Below are 24,177 nucleotides of genomic sequence, written 5' to 3'. Positions count from 1 at the left end.
AGTACCTGTACCTGCTGACCGACGACATGATCACCGCCGAGGCCACCGACCCCCAGAAGTGGCGCCATGCCGCCTACGGCGAACCCGGCGAGATCCTCTCCGTCGACCTCCTCGACCGCCAGCTGGGCATGATCGCCCACAACAACCCCCACGCCGCCACCCTGGTCATGACCGACCACTTCGACTACCTCATGCTCCAAGGCGAAGACGACGCCACGGCACGCCCCGGCCCCGAATACCCCCTCAACCCCTCCAACCCCGAACGCCACGGCCTCACCGACGCCCTCGTCGCCGCCACCACCGGCCGCACCCCCGACGCCGACCACTCCCTGGCCAACGACCCACCCACCCGGGAACAGCAGGACCTCGCCATCGAGGTCTTCCGCTACTACGAGGACCGCACCCACCTCCTCGCCCCCAAGGGCGACCACGCCTACCGCACCTCACGCATCGGCATGATCACCGCCGAACACATCGCCGTCGTCCACACCACCCTCGGCGACTACAGCGACATCCCCAACCGCCCGGACCTGCCCCGCGCCGACCTCCCCAACACCGAACGACTGCTCTACCAACTCGCGCTCGACGAGGAAGCCTTCGCCGCCATCGAAGGCGCCTCCAGCGCCCAGACCGGACTCGCAGTCGAACAAGCTATGGACAACGACGACCCGGACGACCCCATCAAACTGGCGGTGACCCCGGGGTCGGTCACCGCGGGCATCATGGCGGAATCCCGGGCCGCGTCGGCCCACAAGGAGGTCATGGACGAGGGCTCCCTCTCCACGCGGAAGAAATGGTCCGAGCGCTTCCTCAACACCATCTCCGACACCGCCACCAAGAACCTCCCTTTCGCCGGCACAGCAACCGCCAAGATTTTCGACGAGTTCAACGCCGAGCTCTACAAGGGACTGGAAGAAGAGAAGGCGCGGAACGCCGCCAACGAGAGAGCGGAAGTGCGCTACGACTCAGAAGTGCAGAACGAGAAGGCAGCCGCCACCGCCGTCGAAGCCGCCCTGCACAACAAGTACGGAGACCCACTCCCCGACCACGTTGACGCAGAACAATACAAGGACGCAGCCAGGCACCACGCCAACATTTCTTACGGGATGGGTCGCACGAAGGGAGCCAGCAATTGACCGCGAAGCACTGGGCCGCCGGCGCAGGCGCATTCCTGACTCTTCTGTCCACCGGGGGTTGCACGTGGAGTGAGTCCGGGGAGAAAACGGAACGACTGTACGAGATACCTCGAAGCCTGTGCGACATTCCACCACTCGACGTCGACATGGAGCCGATCTTCATTTCAGGGGAGCGTCTTGATTTTGACCATAACTATGTCGTTGTAAACAGTGGTAAATTCACCTGCAAGTATCTCGTCGACAGGGTGACCGTCATTACAATCATCGCCCAGTTCCACGCCGATCGAGGAGTAGCGGAACCTCCGCTCGCTTACGGAATGCGGAGCCATCCCGAACAAGAAGCCGTCGCCGTTCCTGGACCCTACGAAGCATACGCGTGGCCAGGGATGGCGAGCGCCGTGACCGACTGCACATTCGAGGGCGAGACCCGCCCCTACTTCACTTCCGTCATCACTCGGTATCCGGACGACGAAGACCTCGCACTGGAGCTGGTGTCAGAACTCATCCAACCCGTCACGGAACACGCCCAGCAATATTGCAACACCCTCGGAAACCAGGCCACAGAGTGAGCTCCCCAGATCCCGACCTGCGGGCCTGTGTACACCGGCGAGGGGCCGTGGACATCCGCCGCTGGCAGGACACCCCCGACCAGGCCACCGACTACGGCGACTGCCAACTGGCGAAGCCCCCGATCCAGGAGCATTGCATGAACCGGACAAATCGACTTCATGCATGCTGATGCGGGGGCGTCGCCGATAGCAGCCGTGTCGAGCGCGTCGATCATCTCGGATTGGCTGCCGTGTGGACGGGGCCAATCCGACGTGCTGGTCTCCTCCGGTGTTGTGCACCCCGATGCGGCCACGTACGCGGTGGTGCCGTACGCCCTGGCCTCCGGGGACTGGCACCCACCGCATCAGAGGTCGGAGCGGCCGTCGGGCGGTGCAGGCGGTGGCTGAAACGGGACTCGCGGCACTCCACCGGGGAACCGCGGTGGAGTCGCGCGCCGTCTCGGTAGCCGAACGTGCCCGTCGATACCTGCGCCTCGGGGTGTCCGGGACATGACGTATCGTGACTGGCATTTCTTCGTTCGAATGCTCCCGAGGGGTTTTGACATGCGGCGCCGTATCTCTGCTTCTGTGGTCGCGGCCGTGCTGGCGACCGGGCTGCTCGCCACCGCGTGCGGTGGGGGCGACGAGCCGTCCGACGACGCTCTGCCTGGCGTCGACACGGGCTCGTCCGAGGCGCCGGACCCCGCGGAGAGTGAGGGCGAGGAGGGGAGTGATGAGGCGGACGAGGAGGAGCTGCCCGAGGACGGTATCGACCGTCCGGAGATCAACCTGCCGGACGACGTGAACAACGTGTTCGAGGAGGTCGACACGGATGACCCGGTCGAACTCGCCGTCCTCGCCGATCAGGAGCATGCCATCAACGCTGTCGATGAGGCCGTGACCAGCGGTGATACTCAGGTGCCATCGCTGCCGTTCTACCAGGCGGACACGGCGCTGCTGGAGAGCCTTGAGTTCGCCTCCGGTATGCATGACGACGGGCTTTCCTTCGGAGGCACTACGTACTACTACAACCGCACTCTCGAGATGCAGTCGAGCACGGCGGCCGTCGCTACGTACTGTGCGGACATGTCCGAGTCATACCTGGTGAAGGTGGACAGTGGTGAAAAAGAGCCGGACAGCGGTACTTACTACTACACCTCGCGTCAGGAACTGAACGATGTCGGGGTTTGGCAGACCGTCGTGCTGACGACCGAGCGGGAAGACGACACGTGCGTGCGGTGAGCTCGGTTGCTGTACTGGTCGGTGCGCTGCTCTTGTCGGCGACCCCACCAGCGGTCGCCACAGACGGCGGTGGCGGTCGCGGGGACCGAGGAGGAGATGTTCGCGGAGACCGCAATGGCAACAAGCTGAAGGCAGGTGTCTCCGAGGCCGGCGTGGGCGGCGTGGTGTTCGATCCGCCGCATTCGGGTGCCGGTGGGACGTTGTCCGGGCGGCAGGCGAACTGGTCGCCGCCGCCGTGCTATTACGCGCCTCGGTGGTCGGCGTCGGAGTTCAAGGAGTGGTGGGACGGCTACGCCAAGGATCAGGCGTACAAGACCGATCCGGACAACGCCTCGGCGATCATCGACTCGCACGATGAGACCTACGGCGAGAAGAGTGAGTACGAGGACCACAACATCGGGCGGGAGGACGAAGGTGCCTGGTGGACGGTGCACTCGAACCCGAACCATCCCGACGGCTCGACCGCGAGTTGTGAGTCCCGGATCTTCTGGGTGGACCACGATGACACTCCGCCGCCGCATCCCAACTCTCCGACGCCGGAGATGCTGGCTGAGCTGGCGTATGCCGAGGTGGAGATCCCGGACGTCCGTGCCGAGTTGAGTCCGGCGGCGGATGCGCAGAAGGTGAATCTGGCGACCTGGGTGTGGATGGATGCGTCCGATCTGGCGCCGGTGTCGGTGACGGCGTCGATCAGTGGCTACTCGCAGTTGTGGGCGACGGTGACCGCGACCCCGTCACGCGTGGAACTCGATCCGGGAACGGGTGACGCGACGGTGCACGACGGCTGTGCGGTCGGGGCGGACGGCGGTGTGGGTCGGCCGTACACGTCGTCCGACTCGGGAACTGCGCCGGCCTGCGGGGTCACCTACCACCGGGCGACTCACGACCGCGGACCGTACCCGTTCAGCGCGACGGTCGTGTGGGAGGTCAGCTGGGAGGGCTCCGACGGCAGCGGCGCGACACTGCCGGACGGCGCGTTCGGCACCACCCAGGACGTCACCGTCCAGGAGATCCAGACCGTCGTCCGCTGACGCGCGTCTATAGGTCAGTCACACAACCTACCGTGACCGTCGGGTTTAGTTCGAATGCTTTCGGGGGGTTTTAACATGCGGCGCCGAAGCTCTGCTTCTGTGGTTGCGGCCGTGTTGGCGACCGGGCTGCTGGCCACCGCGTGCGGTGGAGATGACGAGTCGTCCGACGACGCGCTGCCCGGTGTCAATACGGGCTCGTCCGAGGCGCCGGGCCCCGCAGGGAGTGAGGACGACGAGGCGGGCCAGGAGGAGCTGCCCGAGGGCGGTATCGACCGTCCGGAGATCAACCTGCCGGACGACGTGAACAACGTCTTCGAGAAGGTCGACACCGACGACCCGGTCGAACTCGCCGTCCTCACCGACCAGGAGCACGGAATCAACGCCGTGGACGAGGCAATCACCAGCGGCGATACCACCGTTCCCGCGCTGCCGTTCTACCTGGCAGATACGGCCTTCCACGGAAGCATGGACTACGTCGTCGGCATGCACGAAGACGGTCTCTCCTTCGGTGGCACCTTCCGCTACTACAACCGCACCTTGGAGATGCGATCGGGCACCGTGGCCGTCACGACGTACTGTCGCGATGCGTCCGGGGCATACCTGATCGAGGTGGAGACCGGCGAGCAGGAGCCCGAGAGCGGCACCACCTACTTCACCTCCCGGCAGCACCTGAGCGAGGACGGTGTGTGGCAGACGGTGACGCTCACTGCCGATGCGGAGGATGAACTGTGTGAAGAGTGACCGAGGTGGGCGTCTGTCCACACGCTGCAATGTTCTTGGCGGCCGCGGTTGCGGCACAAGGGTCCGACGATCGTAGAGAGCGCCAGCGTGAGGCTCTCGGTGGCCGACAGACACGACCCCTGATGCAAGCCTCTTGAGCGTGTGGTGTTCGATCCGCTGCATTCGGGTGCCGGTGGGTCGATGTCGGGGCGGTAGGTCGACCGGCGTGCGTGCTGGCTGGCTGGCGGTTAGCAGCGCACGATGACGAGCCGCGCGGCCATTCGCGCACAGACTGCGTGATCGGGCGGGGTTCGTTGTCGCCCTCGTCCCCGCAGGCGTGCGGCGCCGTGTGCGGACGGGGACGAGCAGGTCATGGGCTGCCTGCGCCCTGGCAGGCCCCGGTGTGAGACGGAGGGCGAACACCGGGTGGCAGCCGGTAGGCGACGGGGTGAACCGTGCAGCTGCGTTCGCACGGCGCGGGCCTGGCACAGGCGGAAGTGCTGTCCCCCGCCGTTCGCCTGACCGCTCGTTGGGCTGCCTTCGCCGGCTTCTGGCCACCGCGGGTGGTGAGCGTGGGAATTGTCCCGGATGGCGGATGTGTGTCAACCACGCGTGTGTTCCGGGTGGACGGGTGGGGCGGGGAGCGGCCACGCTGGGCGTTGTGGCGAATGCGTGGGGCTTCGTCGGTGGTGGGACGGTCGAGAGGGTGGGCATGGGCACGGGAGAGATGGTTCCGGTAACGGTGGCGGTGCCGCGCGCGGAGCGGAAGGAGCCGCATCCGTCGGACAGCCTGCGGACCTTCGGGGCTGTGGTGCAGGGTCTGCGCGAGCACGCGGGGCTGAGCCGGGTGGAGTTCGCGGATCTGGTGCGCTACTCGAAACACACGGTCGAATCGGTGGAGCAGGGCCGGCGGATGCCGGACGAGGTGTTCGTGGAGCGGGCGGAGCAGGCGCTCGGGAACACCGGGGCGTTGCGGAAGGCAGCCTGCCACCTGACCAGGGAGGAGGCCGGGCTGGCGGCGTGGTTCCGCGAGTGGGCGCGGCTGGAGCGGGACGCGGCCAGTCTGTCGACCTACGAGTGCCGCCTGGTGCCCGGCCTGTTGCAGTCGGCCGGCTACGCGCGGGCCGTCTTCGAGAGCACCATCCCGCTGCGCAGCGGGGAGGAACTGGCGGCGCAGCTCGCGGCGCGGATGGAGCGGCAGGCCATGATGCGTGAGCGGCCAACGGTGCCGTTCAGCTTCATCGTCGAGGAGCAGGTTTTCTGGCGGCGGGTCGGCGGCGCGGAGGGGATGCGGGGGCTGATCGATCACGTGCTGGAACTCAGCGCTCCGCGCAACGTCTCGCTCCAGATCCTGCCGCTGACCTCCGGCCTCCACTCGTGCCTCGACGGCCCGGTCCAGCTCTTGGAAACGCCGGAGGGCCAGCGGCTCGGCTACTCCGAGGGGCAGGAGAGCGGGCGGATCATCGCCGACCCGAAACAGGTGGGTGTGCTCTGCCAACGCTATGAAACACTGCGCTCGCAGGCCCTGAGCCCGACCGATTCCCGCGGCCTGCTGGAGCAACTGCGAGGAGAGCTATGAACAGCGGCAAGACGGAACTTGCCTGGTTCAAGTCCAGCTACAGCGGTAGCCAGGGCGACAGCTGCGTGGAGGTCGCGCTCACCGAACCGGCGGTTCACGTGCGGGACTCCAAGGACCTGACCCGCCCGTCCTTCGCGGTCACCCCCGAACGCTGGTCGGCGTTCGTCCGCTTCACCTCGGAGCACTGAGCGGCGTCGTCCCACCCGCTGCCCGCCGCGCGATCAGGCGGCGGGCAGCGGCTTGTTCATATGGGCGGCACGTCTCGGACGCCGGGCGCGCCGTACCCCAGCGCGGTGCGGTTGATGAACCGGTTGCCCAACTCCCTCACAGCCGGGGGCTGTGGCGGTTTGGTCGTGGTCGCCTTCGGCCTGGCGGCGGGTTTCGCGGCCTTGGCGGGCACCTTGGGCTTCGCCTTGGCTGGCTTGGCGGTCGTTCCCGGCTGTCCCGGAGGGCCGAGCCGCCGATAGAGCGCGTTCACCTGCTCGCGCTCCTGAACGGTGTCCTCGCGGGGGAGAACGGCGAGTAGCCGTCGCGCTTGACGCAGCCAGTGCCGCGCCTGGCTCTTCTGCTTCTTGTTCACCGAGCTGCGGATCAGCTTGATCGTCTTGTGTAGTTCCTTCATCTTGCCTGCGCGCTTCCGTGGTAGCGGCAGCTCCGCGCCACGCTCGCGCCAACTATCGCCGGCCGTGTACTGCGCCACCGGACGCGGGTTGCTGTACTGACTCCGACGAACCACTCGACGCTCCCCCTGCTGAGTCCCTGCGCCCCACCCGAGGTGGCTGCCCATTCGGCCACCCCGCCCCACACCTCAGTCGTGCCGCGGTCCGAACCCGGGCGGCGAGTTCAACGTCGAACGATACGCCCACCCTCGCCCTCGACCAACGGATGCTCCACCGTCAAACCCGCCTCAGCCGTACGGTCGTACTCAAGAACAGGTTGAGCGACAGCCACGGGCCCGGCCACTGGGACTTCTTCTTGAGGTCGTCCTCCAGGAAGTTCCCCACCTTGGCGTCCCGGATGACGGTGGCGCTGCGGATGAACCGGTCGTACGCGTCGATCAGTTGCTCGTGGATTCCGAAGACGTTCATTCTCCGACCGGCGTGGCGACCGGCGCGCCACCGGTACCGGCGCTGCGGGAGCGGGCTGCGCCAGCAGCTCGACCAGCCGCTTCACGCGGTCGGAGGGCTGCCGCTCGGGGGCGAGCAGCGCCGGCGGAGTCGTCCGGTTCCTGCGCCAGCGGCAGCAACGCCTCCCGGACCGCCGCCGCACTGTCCGGGCGGAGGTCGGGCTGCTTCTCCAGGAGCCGCTCCACGAGGTGGACGAGCTGCTTGGGCAGGCACGGCCGGACCATGAGGAGGGCCGGCGGCACCTTCGGCTGGTGCTCCGCCGCGAGGTCGAGAGGGGTTGTGGTGGAGAACAGCGGCCGTCCCAGCGGCAGTTCGTAGAGCACACAGCCGAAGGCGTGGAGGTCGGCGGTCGCCGCTCCGTCACTCCCGCAGTAACCAGGACCGGAGGAACGGCAGCCTCCAAGAGGTGACGGGCCTCTGGGGCCCGCCACCGACGGCTCAGAAGAGCCAGCTGACGAATTCGTCGATCAGAGCACGAATGAACGCGCCGACCGCCATGCGTTCGATCCTGTATCGAGCCTCGAGTCGCAGAACGAACTTCCGCAGGAACCGGAACACTGTTTCTCCAGAATGCCTAGACAAGCGAGACACGTCTCGTCCCTCGCGAGGGTCGTCCGTTTGTCTCGATGTGTCGTCGGCTGGAGAGCCAGTACGATTCCGCGTACCTCCCAGAGAGGCGTGCAGCAGCAAGTACTGTAGCGGACAATGGAGATGGCTCGCTTGCCGTTGGAGGAACCCTCCTGTGTCAGGCGCTGATACCAGGAGCGGCATGTCTCTGGACCCTCGTATCTGGGGTAAATCCGCTGGGCTGGGCAAGGAAGCTCGTGACGCCGGCCTCGCGCTTCCTCTGGTCTGTCACCTGCTGGACACGGCTGCAGTCGCCGAGGTGATCTGGGACCAGCTGCTGACCGTGCACCAGCGAAGCTTCGTGACCAATGCGCTGGAGGTCACGGACAAGCAGGCGCGGACGTTCGCGGCCTTCTGGGCGGGGCTGCACGACATCGGGAAGATCAGAGTTCCGTTCCAACTGCACGAGGATGGGCCCGAGGGCAGGCGGGAGCAGCTGGCCGGCGAGCCTGGCTACGCGGCCGACATCGAAGCCAAGCACGACATGCAGTCGCACGAAGCGGCGGCGCACTGGTGGCTGTTGGGAGCCTTCAAGGAGGTCGGCTACCCCTCCTCGCAGCTCCGCCCGCAGGCCCGGCTCAGCCACGCGGTGGCCCAGTTGCTCGGCGGGCACGGAGGCCGTTTCCACCCGACGGTCCCGGACAAGAAATCGCGGTGTCCCCTTGCGCTTCATCCCGGTCTGGGGGCTGGAGCGTGGGAGGAGCAGCGGCGGATCCATTTCGACGAGGTACGTCGGGTGGTCGGGGCCACGGCGGTTCCGCACGGGCGGCTGACGCCTATGGCGACCGTGGTCCTGGCGGGGGTGGTGACGCTTGCGGACTGGCTGGCGAGCATTGAGGAAGGAATTCGGGACCGCCTCAGAGAGGACGGGTGGGCGGGTTCCCCCGACGACCTGGACTCCTATTGGCGGGTCGCCCGCGCTGCGGCTCCCGGCCTGCTGCAGCGGACCGACCTGCTCGGTACGGGCTTCCGCCCGCCGCCTGAACCTCCTGGCGTCGTTGAGGAGGCCGGGCTCGGGGCGAGTATGGCCGGTCAGGTGCCCGACCTGGTAAGCACCCACGGGCCGGGCATGGTGGTGGTGACGGCCCCACCGTCGGCGGAGCGGACGGAAGCGGCTCTCGGCGCCGCGGCGGTGCTCGGGCATGCAGCCGGCGCGCGGGGGCTCTTCTATGCACTGCCCACCGGCTCGGCGGCTGACGGCCACATGGCACAGGTGAACGAGTTCGCTGCGGGGGCGCTGGCGGGCCCCTGGCAGTCGCTGCTGCTCCACAGTTCGTCTCGATTGAAGCCGGCGGAAGCCACGGAGGGGTGGGCACTCGCCAACGTGGCCGAAGGAGTGAGCGTCTCGGAGCCCGGTGAGGAGTGGGTGCCGACGGCGAACAGCTGGCTCAACTCGTACGACCGTGCGCTCTTGGCGGCGGTCGGCACGGGCACGGTGGACGAGCTTCTGCAGGCCGTCATGCCGGTGAAGTTCAACGTCATGAGGCTCTTCGCTCTCTCCGGCAAGGTCGTCGTCCTTGACGAAGTCCATGCTCGCGGCGCTTGGGGGCAGCGGCTCATGCCGCGGTTCCTGGAGTGGGCCGCTGCCTTGCGGATCCCCGTCGTGCTGGCCACGACGGCGGCGGACGCGTCGGTGGACGCGATGTTGGCTGCCTATCGCCGTGGCGCCGGAGGGGGCCGGGAGCCAGTTATGCAGCCGCGCCGGTCGCCCGGGTGGTCCTTCGTGGGTGCTGGTTCGGGAGGCTGGCGTCTTCCCCGGCAGCCCGCGGTGGCGGCCCGCGCCAGCACGCTCGGCATCACCGTCGTCGACGGGGCGCCGTACGACGAGCTTCAGGCGGCTCTTGCGCCGATAGCCGCTGCCGGACGAGGGAGAGCCGTGGTCTACAGGGCAACGCCAGCGGAAGCCATCCGCACGTTCCATCAGCTCATGCGGTGTCTGCCTGTTCTTGACGTGACGGTGGTCCACGAACAGATGAGCAACAAGGACCGCTGGGACCGTTTGGCTGCCTGCGGGAGAGATTTCGCTCCTGGTAAGGGGGCCCCTGGTCCATCTGTGCTGGTGACGACGGCGATGCTGCAGCATGTCCGGGGCCTGTGCTTCGACCTCGTGGTATCCGGGCCGGCACCACTCGCGGACCTGATGGCCCGTGCTGCGCAGAGCGTGGGAGATCGGCCGCGGCTGTCGGTGCTCCGGGCGGACAGCGCATCGGAACGGGACGATGCCGCACTCTTGTGCCGTACCGGACTGCTCCTGGGCTCTGGCATGACAGTAGCTCTTCCGGAGGAACTGCCCTCGCTGCTGGACGAGGTGTATGCCGAGGAGCTCGTCGACAACCTGGGCTCCTTTGCGGCGCGTGAGCTCCAGCAGCTCGACAATCGGCGCAGGGTCGACAAACGTAGATTCGGCGGCACGGCTGGCTGGCTGGCTGTGCCTGGGCCGTGTGAGCTCGATGGAGACCTCGGCCTGCTGAGCCGCGGCCACCCGGGAGCAGAACCCGATCTGCTCTCCTCCGTGCTCGGTGAGGAGCTGGTGCACGTGGTGTGCGGATACCCCGGGCGTAATCAGCAAGGGGACGCCGTGACACTGCTGGCGGATGACGTTCCGATGCACAGAACCGTGCGCGATCGTAAGCGCAGGACCAAGCAGATACCGCTGCCGGGCCGCATCGTCTCCTCTCTGATTCCAGTGCCCAAGCGCCTCGTGGAGGGCATGACTGGCGATGCCAACGATGCCTGGCGCAAGATGCCGGCGCTCGCCAACGTCCTTCTGCTGAAGCTGAGAGAGGAAGACGGCGAGTGGGTTTACACCACGCCGAACCATCGGTTCCGCATGACCGAACATGGCCTGACGATCGACCAGTTGTCGTGAACGACCACTCCGTCCCGTACGTCCGTCTAACATGCAGTGGACGTCCGACCACGGAGGGGGAGGGACATGGTCACGCCTGCGTCCGATCTGATCGACCAGCCATGGGTCCCGGTCGCATGGCTGGAGGGGAAGTCGGGCCCGCCCCTCGTGGGCCTCCGGGAGCTGTTCCTGCACGCGCGCGACATCCGCACGCTGCTCATTCCGGAAGCGCCGGCCCACTCGGCGCTGTTGCGCCTGCTGTACGCGCTCACCGCCCGGATCACTGCCCTGGACGAAGCGGGCCCCGGAAGCTGGGGCGATCGGCGGGACGACATCCTCGAACGGGGATTCCCCGAGGAGACCGTCGAACTCCCCGACGGCAGCAAGGCCGGCATCGCCGGCTACTTCGGCCAGTGGGCCCACCGTTTCGACCTGTTCGACCGTGACCGCCCCTGGCTGCAGGACCCCCGCCTTCCCGAGCAGTGCGACAGGAACAAGACCGCCGGGGTCCACAAGCTGGTCATGAGCCGGGCGGCGGGCAACAACCAGTCCTGGTTCGGGCACTGGAGTCATGACAACCTCGTCCAACCCGACTTCTCACAGGCAGCGTTGTCGCTGCTGACCTGGCACTACTGGGGAGCGCCCGGCGGCCTCTCGCGACGTGCGGTCGAGGGGGTGAGCCACCACTACGCGAAGGCCTCGCCTCTGCGGTCCGCGCTGTCGTACCACCCGGAGTGCGACAACCTCTTCCTGACGCTGCTGGCCGGCCTGACCCCGCCGGACGGCGACGTCACCCGTCACACCGACCGGTGCCCGTGGGAGTGCGACGAGCTGCCCCATCCGCTCAAGCCGATGCCCGAGCCCCAGGGCCCCTGCTCCCGGCTCACTGCCTGCTCGCAGCACGCCCTGTATCTCGTCCCGGCCCAGGACGGGAAGAGCACCGCGGACGCGTACATCACGTGGGCCTACGACGCCGAGCGGTACCGACCGCAGGACGACTACCTCATCTGGGACATCGCCAAGAACGGTGAGACCTACTCCCGGCCCGCACGCTCCTCCCGCTCCCTCTGGCGGGACGTCGACGCCCTGCTGCTCAAACAGTTGGACGACGAGAGCCCCATCCAGCCCACGGTCATGGACCACGCCTTCGACGTCGTGGAGTACCTCCGAGTGCGGGCGCTCGGCTTCGAGCAGGACCTCAGCCAGTCCGCCAACCACCAGTACGTCGACGCGACGACCCCCGTCCTCCTCTCCCGGGTGGAGGAGGACGCGGTCAACACCGAGCTGCCCGTCCGCCAACTCCGCGAGCTGGGAGAGCTCTTCGGATACAGGCTGGAGCGGGCCACGAAGGAAGCCTGGCTGCAGTACACCGACGACAAGAAGAACGCCCCCGGAGCCTGGCTGGACGCCTCGGCGGCACGGTACTGGCCGCAGGCAGAGGACGAGTTCTGGTCCAGGTTCAGGCGGCTGACCCGCTCAGACGGCCCGGGGAACTCCGGTTTCGACTTCGATGTCGCGTGCCGGGCCTTCGGGAAGCACGCGCTCGACGCGTACGACGAGGTGACCGACTCCGTGACCCGTACCGCTCGGGGAGCGAAGGCCGTCACCCGAGCCAGGGCGATCATCCTTGCCGCGCTGAAGGACCCGCGCAAGGCCATGCGGGCGAAGACCGGAACCGCGGCCAAACAGTCGTGACCGGCGCCCACCGACCCGAGGACAGGCCGTGACCACCCAAGCCCAAGCCCCCGCATCGGACAAGCGTCCGACGGCTCTCGACACGTACGCGGAGTTCGTCGCCGAAGTCGAACGCCTCTGCCGCCGAGACCCCGGAAACCACGCGGCCCTGCGCGCGGGCCTGCGCCGTGACCTGGACCATCCGCGCGTCCGCCCCATGCACCGGCTGCTGACGACGCTGGTACCCGCAGGGTGCGACGACACCGCGCAGGCCTACTACACGGTGGCCTCCCTGATCGCGGCTCGGCCCCGACACAGCTTCACCGCCGCTCAGGAGGCCGACGAGCACGAGGAAGCGATCAGAGCCGACCAGGAGACGCAGGCCGCTCAGAAGAGTGAGAGGACAGCGGGGAAGGCCGACCGATCGGCGCCCACCCGGAGCGAATCCTTCGGCGCCGCTCTGGGGCAAGCCGTCGTGGCCAAGGGCAGTTCCATGCGGCTGAGCGCCGCGGAGAGCCGCATCAACCTGCTGACGCGGCAGAGCCTGCGAGGCATCCACCTGCACCTCCCGGCCGCCGTGAACCAGGTACGCGTCACCGAAACCCCCATCCACTGGGACCGGTTGCTGGCAGACCTCGTCGACTGGCCGCACCGGTCGGGACGCATCAGCCGCCACTGGCTGCAGGACTTCTACCGGATCACCGCATCCGTCGCACGTGACTGACCCCCCTCACCCACAGGAGATCCCCGATGGCCCTCACGCCACGGTTCCTCGACATCCACGTCGTCCAGCCCGTTCCCTACGCGAACCTGAACCGGGACGACACCAACTCGGTGAAGACCATGCTCTACGGGGACGCCCTCCGCACCCGCATCTCCAGCCAGGCGTGGAAGCGTGCGGTCCGCGAACACTTCCAGGACGCGCTCGGGGACAACGCGCTGCGTACGCGGCGCATCGGTGAGCGGGTCGCCGAAGTACTTCTCGACCGTGGGTGGGACGAGCTCGCCGCCCGACGGGCGGGCGCGCACGTCGCGGCAGGAAGCAGCATCAAGTGGGAGGTGGCCAAGGGGAAGGACAAGCAGTTCATCAAGAACAAGGTCCTGACCAACGCGCTCGTCTACCTTCCCGAGGACGCCGTCGCGGAACTCGCCGATGTCGCCGAGGCCCACAAGGACGCGATCACCACCGACTTCACCGGCAAGGGAAAGGCACCCGAGAGCGCACTCAAAGGCAAGATCGACACGATCCTGCTCCGGAGGAACGGCGTCATCAACCTCTTCGGCCGCATGCTCGCCGAGGTCGACCAGGCCGGTGTCGACGGTGCCGTCCAGGTCGCGCACGCCTTCACCACGCACGCCACCGAGGTCGAGCTCGACTACTTCGCGGCTGTCGACGACGTCACCGCCACAAAGGGCGACGAAACCGGCAGCGGTCACATGGGGACCGCCGAGTTCAGCACCGGCACTCTGTACCGGTTCGCCACGGTCGACCTGGAGGAGCTCGCCAAGAACCTGAGCGACGACCGCGACACCGCCGTCGGTGCCGCTCGCGAACTCGCCCGCCAGTTCATGCTCTCCTTCATCGAGTCGCTGCCGCAGGCCAAGAAGAACTCCACCGCGCCTCATTCGCTTCCCCACCTGGTCCATGTGGCGGTCCGCTCCGACCGGCCGCTGTCCTTCGCGGCTGCCTTCGAGGAGCCGGTGCAGTCGGCTCAGCAGGGTGGATACGTCGCACGCTCCGTTGAGGCGATCGACGCCTACTCCGAGGCCGCCAACGCCCTGCTGGGCCCCGACCGTGTCCTGACAGCGGCGCACGCTTCGCTCCGTTTCGACAAGCTGGAGCATCTCGGCGAGCGTCACCAGTCCTTCGCTGATCTCGCGACCGCCGCTCTGGACACCGCGCTGCCCGAGGTCCCGCAGTGACCGAGCGGCCCACCCACGGACTGCTGCTGCGGCTGGCAGGCCCCCTGCAGTCCTGGGGCACCCACAGCAAGTACCTCTGGCGGGACACCGCCAGATTCCCCACGCGGTCCGGCGTCGTGGGTCTGCTCGCGGCTGGTCTGGGGCGGGAGCGAGGTGCGCTGGTCGACGACCTCACGGCGGTGTCGATGACGGTGCGGGTCGACCGTCCCGGCGTCGTCCTCTCCGACTTCCACACCGTGGGCGGAGGGCGCCCCGCGGACGAGACGGTGATCACCGTGGACGGGAAGCGCAGGGGCGAAGGTAAGGGAACGCTGGTCACCAAGCGCCAGTACTTGGCCGATGCGGCGTTCACCCTCGCGCTCACCTCCGACGACACCGAACTGCTGGACACCTGTGCCGGCGCGCTGCGCGACCCGCAGTGGCCGCTGTTCCTCGGCCGCAGGTCCTGTCCGCCGGAGGGCCCGGTCCTCTTGGGGGCGGTGGCCGACCCGCTGGATCACCTGGTGCGGCTGCCGCTCGCCGCCAGGCTCCCACGGGGCGGTCCGCAGCCGGTCGAGTTCTACGGGGACCGGCCGCTCGGAGTGTTGCCCGTTCCCTCCGACGCGCCGGACAGCGGGGACGGCGATCACCACAGCGGGGAAGTCACCGACGAGCCGGTGTCCTTCGCTCCGCTGGAGCGCCGGCACCGGCCCCGACCGCTGTACCGGCGATCCGTCCGCCTGCCCGACGCCGCATACGCGGGCCTCGGCACCGGATACCTGGAAGCGCTCGGCAGGCACATGATGAAAGCTCGTGTCAGCATGCCGGAGAGGAGCGCCCGATGATCCTGTGGCTGACCCGCATCGTGCCCTCGCCTCATTCCCGTGAGGCCCAGCGAGACCTCAGCGGTAGCGACCAGGGCCTCCGGCTTCACCAACGGACGCTGCAGATGTTCCCCGACGGTGTCGAGGGACCGGCCCGAGCTGCGTTCGGGGTCCTGTTCCGCGCCGAGGACGGTCCGCGGGGCCCGCACGTGCTGCTGCAGAGCCAGGTGGAACCCGACTCCTCACGCCTTCCCGACGCCTACGGGAAGGTCGAAACGCGGTCGCTCGACACCCTGTTGTCGGGCCTGGAGAAGGGCATGCTGGTCAACTACCGGTGCGTGGCCAATCCGGTGCGCAAGCCCGGGACCGTCGCCCGGGAGGCCTACGGGCTGCCGCCGGTCGTGTCGTTGAGCGGCAACGCCGCGGTTGAGTGGTGGGAACGACAGTCCGCCGCCGGGGGATTGGAACCGTTGCAGATCAACGCCCACCCGCTCCCGGCGGTTCGCGGTCGACCGGCTTCGAAGGGCACTGCCGCGCGTCCACGAGTTCAGCACGCCCGCACGCAGTTCGACGGAGTCGCTCGCGTCCTCGACGCGGAACTGCTCCGCGAGAAGATCGCCACGGGCGTCGGTCGGGGCAAGGCACACGGATGTGGCCTTCTCAGCATCGCCCCCGCGCGATGAGCTGCTGAGCTCCTGAGCGCCGCCCCGCGGCCAACCGTGCGGGTGGTCGCCCGTGGGGCTGGTCGACCCCCGGCGCGGGGACCGTGACGGCAGTGGCCCAGGGGCGATTGGCCGGTCGCGGTCCGCCGTCCGGGCTGGGGCACGGTGGCCGACGGGACGGCAGGCCGCCCTGCACGGGCTGATCGGAGGCGCGCGCACCGCTCCGGGCGAGGGTGTGCGCCGGGACGGGCGGCTGCACGGGTGAACCTGTTCCGTGCCCGTCACGGAACGGACGGGCGGCCTTCGGCAGGGCGTCGCGGCGGGTGAGGCGGTTTCACCGGACGGCGACACCGGCCCGAGCCGCGGCAGGATGCTGCCCGACCGAATGCCCGCCCGTTCCCCCCACGACTCGATTCCCCGCGCTGAGCGGTTCCGCCGGCCTCGGAGACTCCCCGAGGCCGCCTTCGACGGTCCGCTTCAGGTGGCCCAGTGCGGCGGGTGTGTCAACGGAGGGGAAATCTGCGTGCGCGCGTCACCCCGCGCGGCGTCAAGCTGAGACTGAGTCAGGAACAGCGCGTTGCGGAGGTCCGCCCCACGCAGGTCGGCGTCTCGCATGTCCGCGCCGATCAGGTCGGCGTCGCGGAGGTCGGCGCCGGAGAGGTCAGCCGCGATGAGCAGGGCCCCTCGCATGTCGGCGCCCCGCAGTTGCGCGCCGTGCAGCCGCGCGCCGACGAGGTCGGCTCTCCGGTGGTTCCTCCCGCTCGCCGGCACCGCCGCCCGTGCCAGTTCGGCGGTGCGCAGGAGCAGCGGGTCGACCGTGGCGCGCAGCGCGTCGACATCGATGGCGAGCAAGGTCGGGGCGTCTCCCGGGTGAGTGCGTCTATCTGTTCGTACGCGCGGCGGAGATCCCGGTGGACGGGCCGTGCCGAGGACAGGTCCAGGGCCTGCGCGATGTACGTGAGGAGCTCGTGGAGCCGGCGCACGATGGGGAAGACCTCATACATCGTGCGGGCCGAGTCGGGCTCATCACGCCAGCTGACGCTTGTGAAGGTGACCCGGGAGACCTTCTGGCCGGCGCCGAAGCAGTCGAACACCGCGCAGCCGTGGTAGCCCCTGTCGCGCAGCTGCTCGTGGACTCCGCAGCGGAAGTCCTTCTGGAGATTTCCGCAGGGTGTGCCGGCGGACTTGTTCACCGGGAAGTCAGCCGACCGTGAGAAGGGCAGTGCTACACAGCACAGCCCGAAGCAGTCGCCGCAGTTGCCTTGAAGGTCAGGGTGGGCGGCGTGCGAGGTGCGCTGGGACAACCGGTGACTCCTGGGTATGCGTGCGGCGAAGGAGGCACGTGCGCGGCGCTCCTGTTGCCCTCAACAGGAAGGGCTCTGTTTCGTGAGGATCGGAGCAGACCGGCCGAAGAGGGTAGAGACGAGGACACGAGCAGCCCGTCGCGGTGCTTCGTGCGAGGAGCTTTCCACGGTCCGACCACACTGTCGCCACATTTTCGACCACCGGACCGGGGCGGCGGGCGCCCCCAAGGGGCCGTCTCCTCAGTCGGCGGTCTGGAAGGTGACGGTCACTCGGCCCCCGGGGCAGCCGGAGGTTCTGCAGATCACCGGCATCCCGTGTCTCCCGGAGCCCGGACTGCGTCGAAGGCAGGGCGCCGGGGCCGACCGCCTGTATCGCATCGTGTGGCAGCCCGCGTGCCCTGCGGCCCGGCCGACAAGGAAAGGGGCACGGCCGGCAGCGGGCTGCGGTGCCGACCCTTCGTGTGCCGTCGAGCCCCCGGGCACCCGTGGCGGATCCTGGTCCGTTCACGGTCAGGCTGCGCAGGCGTCGTACGAGGTGTCGCGGACGGAACGGCGAGGCGCCTGAGCTGGTGTGTCCGCAGGCGGTCGAGATGGCGCCGGTGTTGTGCCCCTGGCGCTCAGGGGCACGACACCCCGCCGGTCAGATGTCGCGGAAGATCTCGATCTGGGCGCCCACCGAGTTGAGGCGCTCGGCGAGGTCCTGGTAGCCGCGGTTGATGACGTAGACGTTGCGTAGCACCGAGGTGCCCTCGGCGGCCATCATCGCCAGCAGGATGACGACGGCCGGCCGCAGCGCGGGCGGGCACATCATCTCGGCGGCGCGCCAGCGGGTGGGGCCCTCGACCAGGACGCGGTGGGGGTCCAGCAGCTGGAGACGGCCGCCGATCCGGTTGAGGTCGGTCAGGTAGATGGCGCGGTTGTCGTAGACCCAGTCGTGGATGAGGGTCTGACCGTGCGCCGAGGCGGCGATGGCCGCGAAGAACGGCACGTTGTCGATGTTGAGGCCGGGGAACGGCATCGGGTGGATCTTGTCGATCGGCGCCTCCAGCTTGGAGGGCCGGACGGTGACGTCCGCGAGCCGGGTGCGGCCGTTGTCGGCGGCGTACTCGGGGGTGAGGTCGTAGTCGAGCCCCATGCCCTCCAGCACCGCGAGCTCGACCTCCAGGAACTCCACCGGCGCCCGGCGGATCGTCAGTGCCGAGGAGGTGACGACGGCCGCGGCGATGAGGCTCATCGCCTCGACCGGGTCCTCGGAGGGGGAGTAGTCGACGTCGCGGTCGATCTCGGCGAGGCCGTGGACGGTGAGCGTGGTGGTGCCGACACCCTCCACCCGTACGCCCAGCTGCTCCAGGAAGAAGCAGAGGTCCTGGACCATGTAGTTGGACGAGGCGTTGCGGATGACCGTGACGCCCGGGTGCCGCGCGGCGGCCAGCAGCGCGTTCTCGGTGACGGTGTCCCCGCGCTCGGTCAGCACGATCGGGCGCTCGGGGGTGACGGAGCGGTCGACCTGTGCGTGGTAGGTGCCGTCGGTGGCGGCGATCTCCAGCCCGAAGCGGCGCAGCGCGGTCATGTGCGGCTCGACCGTGCGGGTGCCGAGGTCGCAGCCGCCCGCGTAGGGCAGCTTGAACTGGTCGACGCGGTGCAGCAGCGGGCCGAGGAACATGATGATCGAGCGGGTGCGGCGCGCGGCGTCGGCGTCGATGTCGTCCAGGGCGAGTTCGGCCGGCGGCACGATCTCCAGGTCGTCGCCGTCGTTGATCCAACGCACCCGGACGCCGATGGAGCTGAGGACCTCCAGCAGCCGGAACACCTCTTCGATGCGCGCCACTCGGCGCAGCACGGTCCGGCCGGAGTTCAGCAGTGAGGCGCAGAGCAGCGCGACGCAGGCGTTCTTGGAGGGCTTGACGTCGATGGAGCCACTGAGCCGGCGTCCGCCGACCACGCGGAGGTGCATCGGGCCCGAGTAGCCGAGGGACACGATCTCGGAGTCGAGGGCTTCACCGATTCGGGCGATCATCTCAAGGCTGATGTTCTGGTTACCGCGTTCGATGCGGTTGACAGCGCTCTGACTGGTGTTCAGCGCTTCCGCCAGCTGCAGCTGTGTCCAGCCCCGGTGCTGCCGGGCGTCGCGGATGAGCTTGCCGATGCGGGAGAGGTAGTCGTCGCTCATGTCGACGACCATATCTCAGATATGAGATTCACTCGCGCAGGGTGGGCCGTTTGGCTCACGGTGCCGCGTGTCGTGACCTCCGTCACTGGGGCGTCCTTGGGGATTGCATTGTTCTAGTTGCATGCGAATAATGAGCTCTCGCGAGTAACTGGTGGTGCCACTTGAAGCAGTGGCCGCGGAGGGGGTTCGATGCGGGGAGTCCAGCGGCAGTGGAAGATGCGCGCGGTACTGGTGGTGGCGACCGCCTACGTGGTCGCGCTGGCCGTGGTGGCGGGGACGCTGGTGATCTGGTGGGACCGGCTGCCCGATCCGATGGCCTCCCACTTCGGCAGCTCGGGGGAGGCGGACGGCTTCGCGGGGCGCGCCGCCCTGCTCTGGACCGCCGTACCGCTGCTGGTCGGCATGGGCGGGATGTTCGCGGCGATGGTCGGCGTCCCGAGGGTGGTGGAACCCGCGGCCCGGTTGCTGGTCGCGGGCGGCGCCGCCACCGCCGGCCTGCTGGGTGCCGTGCTGACCTCCGCCACCGCGGCCAATCTCGACCTGGCCCGGGCCGCGGACGCCCGGCTCGCGCTGACCGACCTGTTCACGGCAGTGGCCACGGCCGGTGTCGCGGGGACGCTCTCGTGGTGGATCGTGGGCGCCGTGCCCGAGGCCGGTGTGCCGGCCACTGCCGGTCCTGCCACTGCCGCAGCGGCGGCCGTGCCCCTGGCCAAGGGCGAGGTGCTGGTGTGGTCCCGTCGTGTCGGTTCGCGCGTCATGGTCGTCACTGCCGTGCTCGTGCTGCTGTCCTCCCTGGTGTGCGCACTGCTCGGCCTGTGGATGGCGGCGGTTCTCTCGCTCCTCTCGGCAGTGCCGGTGGCCGCCCTCGCGCGGGTCACGGTGACGGTCGACCGGCGCGGTCTCCGGGTGGCGCCGTCGGGGTTGGCCGCACCGGCGAAGACCATCGACCTGGACGAGGTGGCGTCGGCCGGCGTGCGGGACGTCAACGCCTTCCGGGAGTTCGGCGGTTGGGGGTACCGGGTGCGGTCGGGTGCCACCGGTGTGGTGATGCGCTCCGGTGAGGCACTCTGTGTACGCCTGCGTTCCGGGCGGGAGTTCGTCGTGGTGGTCGGGGATGCCCGGCAGGCCGCCGAAACACTGAACGCGCTGGCGGGACGCCGGCGCGATGAGGACGAGTGATCACAACGTGCTGTTCCGACTCGACACGGCCTCCCCGGTCGCGCTCGGCGACCAGATCGCAGCCTCGGTCCGCGGTGCCATTTCCGAGGGACGCGCCGGTGCGGGAGAGCGGTTGCCCTCCGCCAAGGAGCTGGCGGCGTCCCTGGGGGTCAACGTGCACACCGTCCTCCGCGGCTACCAGCAGCTGCGTGACGAGGGGCTGATCGAGCTGCGACGCGGCCGGGGGGCGGTGGTCACCGGCGTCCAGCCCGAGGCACGCGCCCGCCTGGCGGCCGACCTCCGGGTCCTGGTGGAGGACGGCCGGGAGCTCGGCCTCACCGACGAACAGCTCCTCGCGCTGGTCCGCTCCGCACTGACGGACGGCTGAGGGCGGCGTTGTCGGTCGCCTTCGACCGGGCCGCTCAGAAGGGCCGCTCGTCCCGACCCGGAGGAGCGGGCGCCTCACGGTGGGACGCGAGCGTCCTACCGGACGAGCAACTGATGCGCGGCCAGCTCGTGGTAGAGCGGACTGTCGCGAGTCAGCTCGTCGTGCCCGCCCGCCGCCACCACCCTCCCCTCGTCGAACACCACGATCTGGTCGGCGTCGACGACGGTCGCCAACCGGTGTGCCACGACCAGCAGGGTGCGTTGCTCGGCGACGGCGTCGATCGCCAGACGCAGCGCGTGCTCGCTGCGGGCGTCCAGGTTGCTGGTGGGCTCGTCCAGCAACAGGATCGGTGCGCCGGTCAGCAGGGTGCGGGCGAGTGCGAGGCGCTGACGCTGCCCCCCGGAGAGGAGCACCCCGGACTCACCTACCGGAGCGTCCAGACCGGCGGGCGAGCGTTCGACCAGCTCGGTCAGATGCGCGGCGCGCAGTGCTGCCATAAGTGCCTCGTCGTCAGCCTCCGGAGTGGCGATCAGCAGGTTCTCCCGGACGCTCCCCGCCAGCACCGGAGCGTCCTGCTCGACGTAGCCGATCCGGCCGCGCAACTCCGCACGGGGCAGGTCGCGCACATCCACCCCGTCCACCCGCACGGCGCCGCGGTCGACGTCGTAGAACCGTTCCATCAGCGCGAGCGTCGTGGATTTGCCGCCGCCCGACGGTCCCACCAGGGCGCAGCGTGATCCGTGCGGCACGCGGAAGCTCACCTCGCGCAGCACCGGGTCCGCCGCAGAGTAGCCGAAGGTCACCCCGTCGAACTCGACCGCGGCCGGTGGCCCGGCCGCCGGGTGCCGGACGGTGCCGCCGGGTGCCGGAGTCGTCGGGCGGTCGTCGGCGGTCTCCTCCCTCAGGGAGAGCACCTCCTCGATGCGGCGCAGCGCTCCGAGCCCGGTCTGCAGATCCGCGTAGGCGCCGACGGCCTGCAGGATCGGCATCATCATGAGGAACAACAGCGCCACGAACGCCACCAGGTCACCGATGCTCATGGCTCCCGCGGCGACGCGGCTGCCGCCGACGCCCAGCACGATGAGTGAGGCGACCTGGACAGCGGAGGTCATGAGCGGCCCGACGAACGCCCGCAGCCGGGCGATACGCAGGCCCGCGCGGTAGGCCCCCGTGGCGCTGCGGCTGATCTCCCGCGTCTCACGTTCCTCGGCCCTGGCTGCCCGCACCGTCCGAATGCCGGAGACCGCCCGTTCGGTGGCGGAGGTCATCTCGCCCAGCTTCTCCTGGGCAGCGGTGGAGGCCCCCTGGATTCGCTGGGCGACCGCCACCGCGCCCACCGCGCCCGTGAGGCCCAGTACGGTGACCGCGAAGAGCAGCGGGTCCAGCATCAGCATCATGCCGACGGCGCCGAACAGCACCACGACCCCGCTCAGAAGCTCCATGAGGCCGCCGGTCACGACCGAACGAAGCAGGGTCGTGTCGCTGCTCAACCGTGCCAACAGGTCTCCGGTGCGGCGGCGGTCGTACTCGTACATCGGAAGGCGGAGCATTCTGGCGGCCAGCTGCTGCCGTACGGAGAGCACCACACCTTCCCCCGTGCGGTGCAGAAGGTAGTCCCGGACCGCGGACGCAGCTCCGGCGAACAGCAGCAGGAGTACCAGCGTCAGCAGCAGCCCACCGACCGGGGTACCGAGGTGCAGGCCGTCCAGGACCGACCGGATCAGCATCGGCTGGGCGAGCATGCCCGTCGCCGTCGCCACCGAGAGCACCGAGACTGCGACGAACACCCGCAGGTGGGGCCGCAGATACGGCAGCAGAGCACCGAGGCCCACCTGGCCGGCTCCCGATGGCGCTCCGGTCGCGCCACGCCCGTCGTCCAGGTCGACCGTCAGCTCCCCGGCCCGACCGCCGGTGGCGGACCCACCGGCCTGGCCCGGGGGCGCGGTCGCGCCCGGGGCGCCCTCGGAGGCGAGTGCGGCCCGAGCCGGTTCCGATCGTTGCGCGCGCAGCAGTGAGCGCTGCACGTGGCCGCCCACCACCACGTCCCAGAGCTGGGTGAGCGCCAGCGCCAGCGCGAGCCCCGCGGCAGTGGCGGTCGCCGTCCACACGGGGCGCTCAGCCCAGCCGGCCACGTCTGTGAGCACGCCTTCGGCTCCTAGAGCGCCCACCACCGCCATGCCGGCCATGAGGAGGTTGCGGACCACGGTCGCTCCTCCCATCACCGCGCGCTGACCGAAGCAGCGGCAGTCCACGAGAAGTCCCGAACGCATGACGCTCAGCGAGACTGCGCAGAACAACAGCAGTAGGCCGACGGCCAGAGCCAGCCCGAGCCGGGTCGTCCCCGGATGCAGCACCGCGGCGACGACCGCGACCTCGCACGGGAGCACCAGGACCGCCAGGGCGGCGGCGACCCGCGGACCCCGCACGAAAGGCAGCTGTTCCACCGAGGTGGCGAAGGAACGGAACCGTGCCCGGCTCCTGAACTTGCCCACCGTGGACATGGCGAAGACGACCACGATCAGCGCCTGTCCCGCGGCGGACCACCAGGCGCTCACCGGACCGCCATCGTCACGGCGTACGTGGCGACTTCCTCGTGCTCACCGACCGGAACGCCGCCGACCGCCACCCAGGCGTGCGCGCGGAACGGCTCCAGGCGCACCCCGGTGCGCCACTCCGGCACCCGACCGGAGAGTCGGCACAGGAGAAACGTGGCGATCGACCTCTCCAGGCAGCCCTGCCCGGCGCAGTGGACGCTGACCGCCACCACTGCCTCGCGTGCATCCAGCGCCTCGGCCGAGGTGGCCGGCCGTGCTCCCCGCCCTGCCAGCTCCATGAGCCGGCGCAGACGCTGCGGCCGGCAGCGACGCAACTGGAAGGCGACCGCGACCGCGACGCGAGCGGCGACCCTGCGGCCCCGCGGGACGGTGTCGCGCGAAGCTCTCGGTTCCAACGTCACCGGAATGCTCATGACCGCTCCACGACCTTCGCCTCCAACAGCGCCTGCACCACGAGATGTACGTCGTCGGGTATGTCGTGGGCGGCCTCCGGGTGCCGCGCGCTGAGTTCCGCGATCGCACCGGTCGACGCGTCGCCTTCCGTTCCGTGCTCGGTGAGGTGCCGCAGGACGGTGGCACCGCTCTCGTTGAGAAGGCGGTACGCGCCGTTCCTGAGGTCGAGGATCACGGTGCCCCCGTCCGTTTCGGTCACGGTCACTCCGTCGGCGAGTCTGTAAGCCAT

The 24,177-nt window shown here is 69.1% G+C and carries 22 protein-coding genes and 1 pseudogene; 15 read left to right on the top strand and 8 right to left on the bottom strand.

Annotated elements, in window-relative coordinates:
* The 7 genes from HCJ92_RS06210 to HCJ92_RS06180 all read left to right on the top strand — a co-directional run.
* Positions 1 to 1,136, top strand: a 1,136-nt coding sequence (locus HCJ92_RS06210) for a hypothetical protein (protein WP_167932416.1), incomplete at its 5' end; no start/stop codon positions are given.
* Positions 1,133 to 1,705: a hypothetical protein gene (locus HCJ92_RS06205; RefSeq protein WP_167932415.1), complete on the top strand. Its 573-nt coding sequence runs from the start codon at positions 1,133 to 1,135 to the stop codon at positions 1,703 to 1,705. The genes HCJ92_RS06210 and HCJ92_RS06205, both read left to right, overlap by 4 nt.
* Positions 1,706 to 2,194: 489 nt before the next feature.
* Positions 2,195 to 2,926, top strand: a complete 732-nt coding sequence (locus tag HCJ92_RS06200; protein ID WP_167932414.1) for a hypothetical protein — start codon at positions 2,195 to 2,197, stop codon at positions 2,924 to 2,926.
* On the top strand, positions 2,923 to 3,957 hold the full coding sequence (locus tag HCJ92_RS06195) for a hypothetical protein (protein WP_167932413.1): 1,035 nt from the start codon (positions 2,923 to 2,925) through the stop codon (positions 3,955 to 3,957). Before HCJ92_RS06200 ends, HCJ92_RS06195 begins: the two co-directional genes overlap by 4 nt.
* 111 nt (positions 3,958 to 4,068) lie before the next feature.
* A complete protein-coding gene (locus tag HCJ92_RS06190; RefSeq protein ID WP_167932412.1) occupies positions 4,069 to 4,698 on the top strand; it encodes a hypothetical protein in 630 nt (209 codons plus the stop codon).
* A gap of 706 nt (positions 4,699 to 5,404) precedes the next feature.
* Entirely contained in the window at positions 5,405 to 6,256 is an 852-nt protein-coding gene (locus HCJ92_RS06185) for a helix-turn-helix domain-containing protein (protein WP_245240626.1), read from the top strand.
* Complete coding sequence (locus HCJ92_RS06180; RefSeq protein WP_167932411.1) at positions 6,253 to 6,444, top strand: DUF397 domain-containing protein; 192 nt, start codon at positions 6,253 to 6,255, stop codon at positions 6,442 to 6,444. The genes HCJ92_RS06185 and HCJ92_RS06180 overlap by 4 nt, the downstream gene beginning before the upstream one ends.
* A gap of 56 nt (positions 6,445 to 6,500) precedes the next feature.
* Here HCJ92_RS06180 and HCJ92_RS06175 read toward each other — a convergent pair whose 3' ends face one another.
* The 3 genes from HCJ92_RS06175 to HCJ92_RS06165 all read right to left on the bottom strand — a co-directional run bounded on the left by HCJ92_RS06175 (position 6,501) and on the right by HCJ92_RS06165 (position 7,706).
* Entirely contained in the window at positions 6,501 to 6,956 is a 456-nt protein-coding gene (locus HCJ92_RS06175; RefSeq protein WP_167932391.1) for a hypothetical protein, read from the bottom strand.
* 196 nt (positions 6,957 to 7,152) lie between these two features.
* The gene (locus tag HCJ92_RS06170) at positions 7,153 to 7,344 is read right to left on the bottom strand and encodes a hypothetical protein (RefSeq protein WP_167932410.1); all 192 of its coding nucleotides are present in this window, start codon (positions 7,342 to 7,344) and stop codon (positions 7,153 to 7,155) included.
* A complete protein-coding gene (locus HCJ92_RS06165) occupies positions 7,341 to 7,706 on the bottom strand; it encodes a serine/threonine-protein kinase (RefSeq protein ID WP_167932409.1) in 366 nt (121 codons plus the stop codon). Before HCJ92_RS06165 ends, HCJ92_RS06170 begins: the two co-directional genes overlap by 4 nt.
* Positions 7,707 to 8,152: 446 nt before the next feature.
* Here HCJ92_RS06165 and HCJ92_RS06160 point away from each other — a divergent pair, with 446 nt between their 5' ends.
* The 6 genes from HCJ92_RS06160 (at position 8,153) to cas6e (ending at position 15,941) form a co-directional block, all read left to right on the top strand.
* Positions 8,153 to 10,879 carry a CRISPR-associated endonuclease Cas3'' gene (locus tag HCJ92_RS06160; RefSeq protein ID WP_167932408.1) on the top strand — a complete coding sequence of 909 codons (2,727 nt, stop codon included), beginning with the start codon at positions 8,153 to 8,155 and terminating at the stop codon, positions 10,877 to 10,879.
* Between the two features lie 66 nt (positions 10,880 to 10,945).
* Positions 10,946 to 12,553 carry a type I-E CRISPR-associated protein Cse1/CasA gene (casA, locus tag HCJ92_RS06155; protein WP_167932407.1) on the top strand — a complete coding sequence of 536 codons (1,608 nt, stop codon included), beginning with the start codon at positions 10,946 to 10,948 and terminating at the stop codon, positions 12,551 to 12,553.
* Between the two features lie 28 nt (positions 12,554 to 12,581).
* Positions 12,582 to 13,256, top strand: a complete 675-nt coding sequence (locus HCJ92_RS06150) for a type I-E CRISPR-associated protein Cse2/CasB (protein ID WP_167932406.1) — start codon at positions 12,582 to 12,584, stop codon at positions 13,254 to 13,256.
* A gap of 26 nt (positions 13,257 to 13,282) precedes the next feature.
* Positions 13,283 to 14,455: a type I-E CRISPR-associated protein Cas7/Cse4/CasC gene (cas7e, locus tag HCJ92_RS06145; protein WP_167932405.1), complete on the top strand. Its 1,173-nt coding sequence runs from the start codon at positions 13,283 to 13,285 to the stop codon at positions 14,453 to 14,455.
* Complete coding sequence (cas5e, locus tag HCJ92_RS06140; protein WP_167932404.1) at positions 14,452 to 15,279, top strand: type I-E CRISPR-associated protein Cas5/CasD; 828 nt, start codon at positions 14,452 to 14,454, stop codon at positions 15,277 to 15,279. The genes cas7e and cas5e overlap by 4 nt, the downstream gene beginning before the upstream one ends.
* Positions 15,276 to 15,941: a type I-E CRISPR-associated protein Cas6/Cse3/CasE gene (gene cas6e / locus HCJ92_RS06135; RefSeq protein WP_167932403.1), complete on the top strand. Its 666-nt coding sequence runs from the start codon at positions 15,276 to 15,278 to the stop codon at positions 15,939 to 15,941. Before cas5e ends, cas6e begins: the two co-directional genes overlap by 4 nt.
* A gap of 456 nt (positions 15,942 to 16,397) precedes the next feature.
* On the opposite strand, the pseudogene HCJ92_RS06130 reads toward cas6e, so the two are convergent.
* Positions 16,398 to 17,224 (bottom strand): annotated as a pseudogene (locus HCJ92_RS06130) (pentapeptide repeat-containing protein).
* Between the two features lie 640 nt (positions 17,225 to 17,864).
* Complete coding sequence (locus tag HCJ92_RS06125) at positions 17,865 to 19,394, bottom strand: UDP-N-acetylglucosamine 1-carboxyvinyltransferase (protein WP_167932402.1); 1,530 nt, start codon at positions 19,392 to 19,394, stop codon at positions 17,865 to 17,867.
* 189 nt (positions 19,395 to 19,583) lie between these two features.
* On the opposite strand from HCJ92_RS06125, the gene HCJ92_RS06120 reads away from it, so the two are divergent.
* Positions 19,584 to 20,573 (top strand): DUF1648 domain-containing protein, encoded by a 990-nt coding sequence (locus HCJ92_RS06120; protein WP_167932401.1) that lies wholly within the window; start codon positions 19,584 to 19,586, stop codon positions 20,571 to 20,573.
* Between the two features lie 7 nt (positions 20,574 to 20,580).
* Entirely contained in the window at positions 20,581 to 20,940 is a 360-nt protein-coding gene (locus tag HCJ92_RS06115; RefSeq protein ID WP_167932421.1) for a GntR family transcriptional regulator, read from the top strand.
* Positions 20,941 to 21,035: 95 nt separating this feature from the next.
* On the opposite strand, the gene HCJ92_RS06110 is transcribed toward HCJ92_RS06115, so the two are convergent.
* From HCJ92_RS06110 to HCJ92_RS06100, 3 genes are read right to left on the bottom strand one after another with little or no spacing between them, the layout of a single operon-like run.
* Positions 21,036 to 23,495 carry an ABC transporter ATP-binding protein gene (locus tag HCJ92_RS06110; RefSeq protein ID WP_338054042.1) on the bottom strand — a complete coding sequence of 820 codons (2,460 nt, stop codon included), beginning with the start codon at positions 23,493 to 23,495 and terminating at the stop codon, positions 21,036 to 21,038.
* The gene (locus HCJ92_RS06105) at positions 23,492 to 23,908 is read right to left on the bottom strand and encodes a lasso peptide biosynthesis B2 protein (RefSeq protein ID WP_167932400.1); all 417 of its coding nucleotides are present in this window, start codon (positions 23,906 to 23,908) and stop codon (positions 23,492 to 23,494) included. The genes HCJ92_RS06110 and HCJ92_RS06105 overlap by 4 nt, the downstream gene beginning before the upstream one ends.
* Complete coding sequence (locus tag HCJ92_RS06100; protein ID WP_167932399.1) at positions 23,905 to 24,177, bottom strand: PqqD family peptide modification chaperone; 273 nt, start codon at positions 24,175 to 24,177, stop codon at positions 23,905 to 23,907. Before HCJ92_RS06100 ends, HCJ92_RS06105 begins: the two co-directional genes overlap by 4 nt.

Origin of the sequence: Streptomyces spiramenti (genome assembly GCF_012034385.1) — a bacterium.
In the GTDB taxonomy this organism is placed as follows: domain Bacteria; phylum Actinomycetota; class Actinomycetes; order Streptomycetales; family Streptomycetaceae; genus Streptomyces; species Streptomyces spiramenti.
This window is presented reverse-complemented; position numbering and strand designations above follow the sequence as displayed.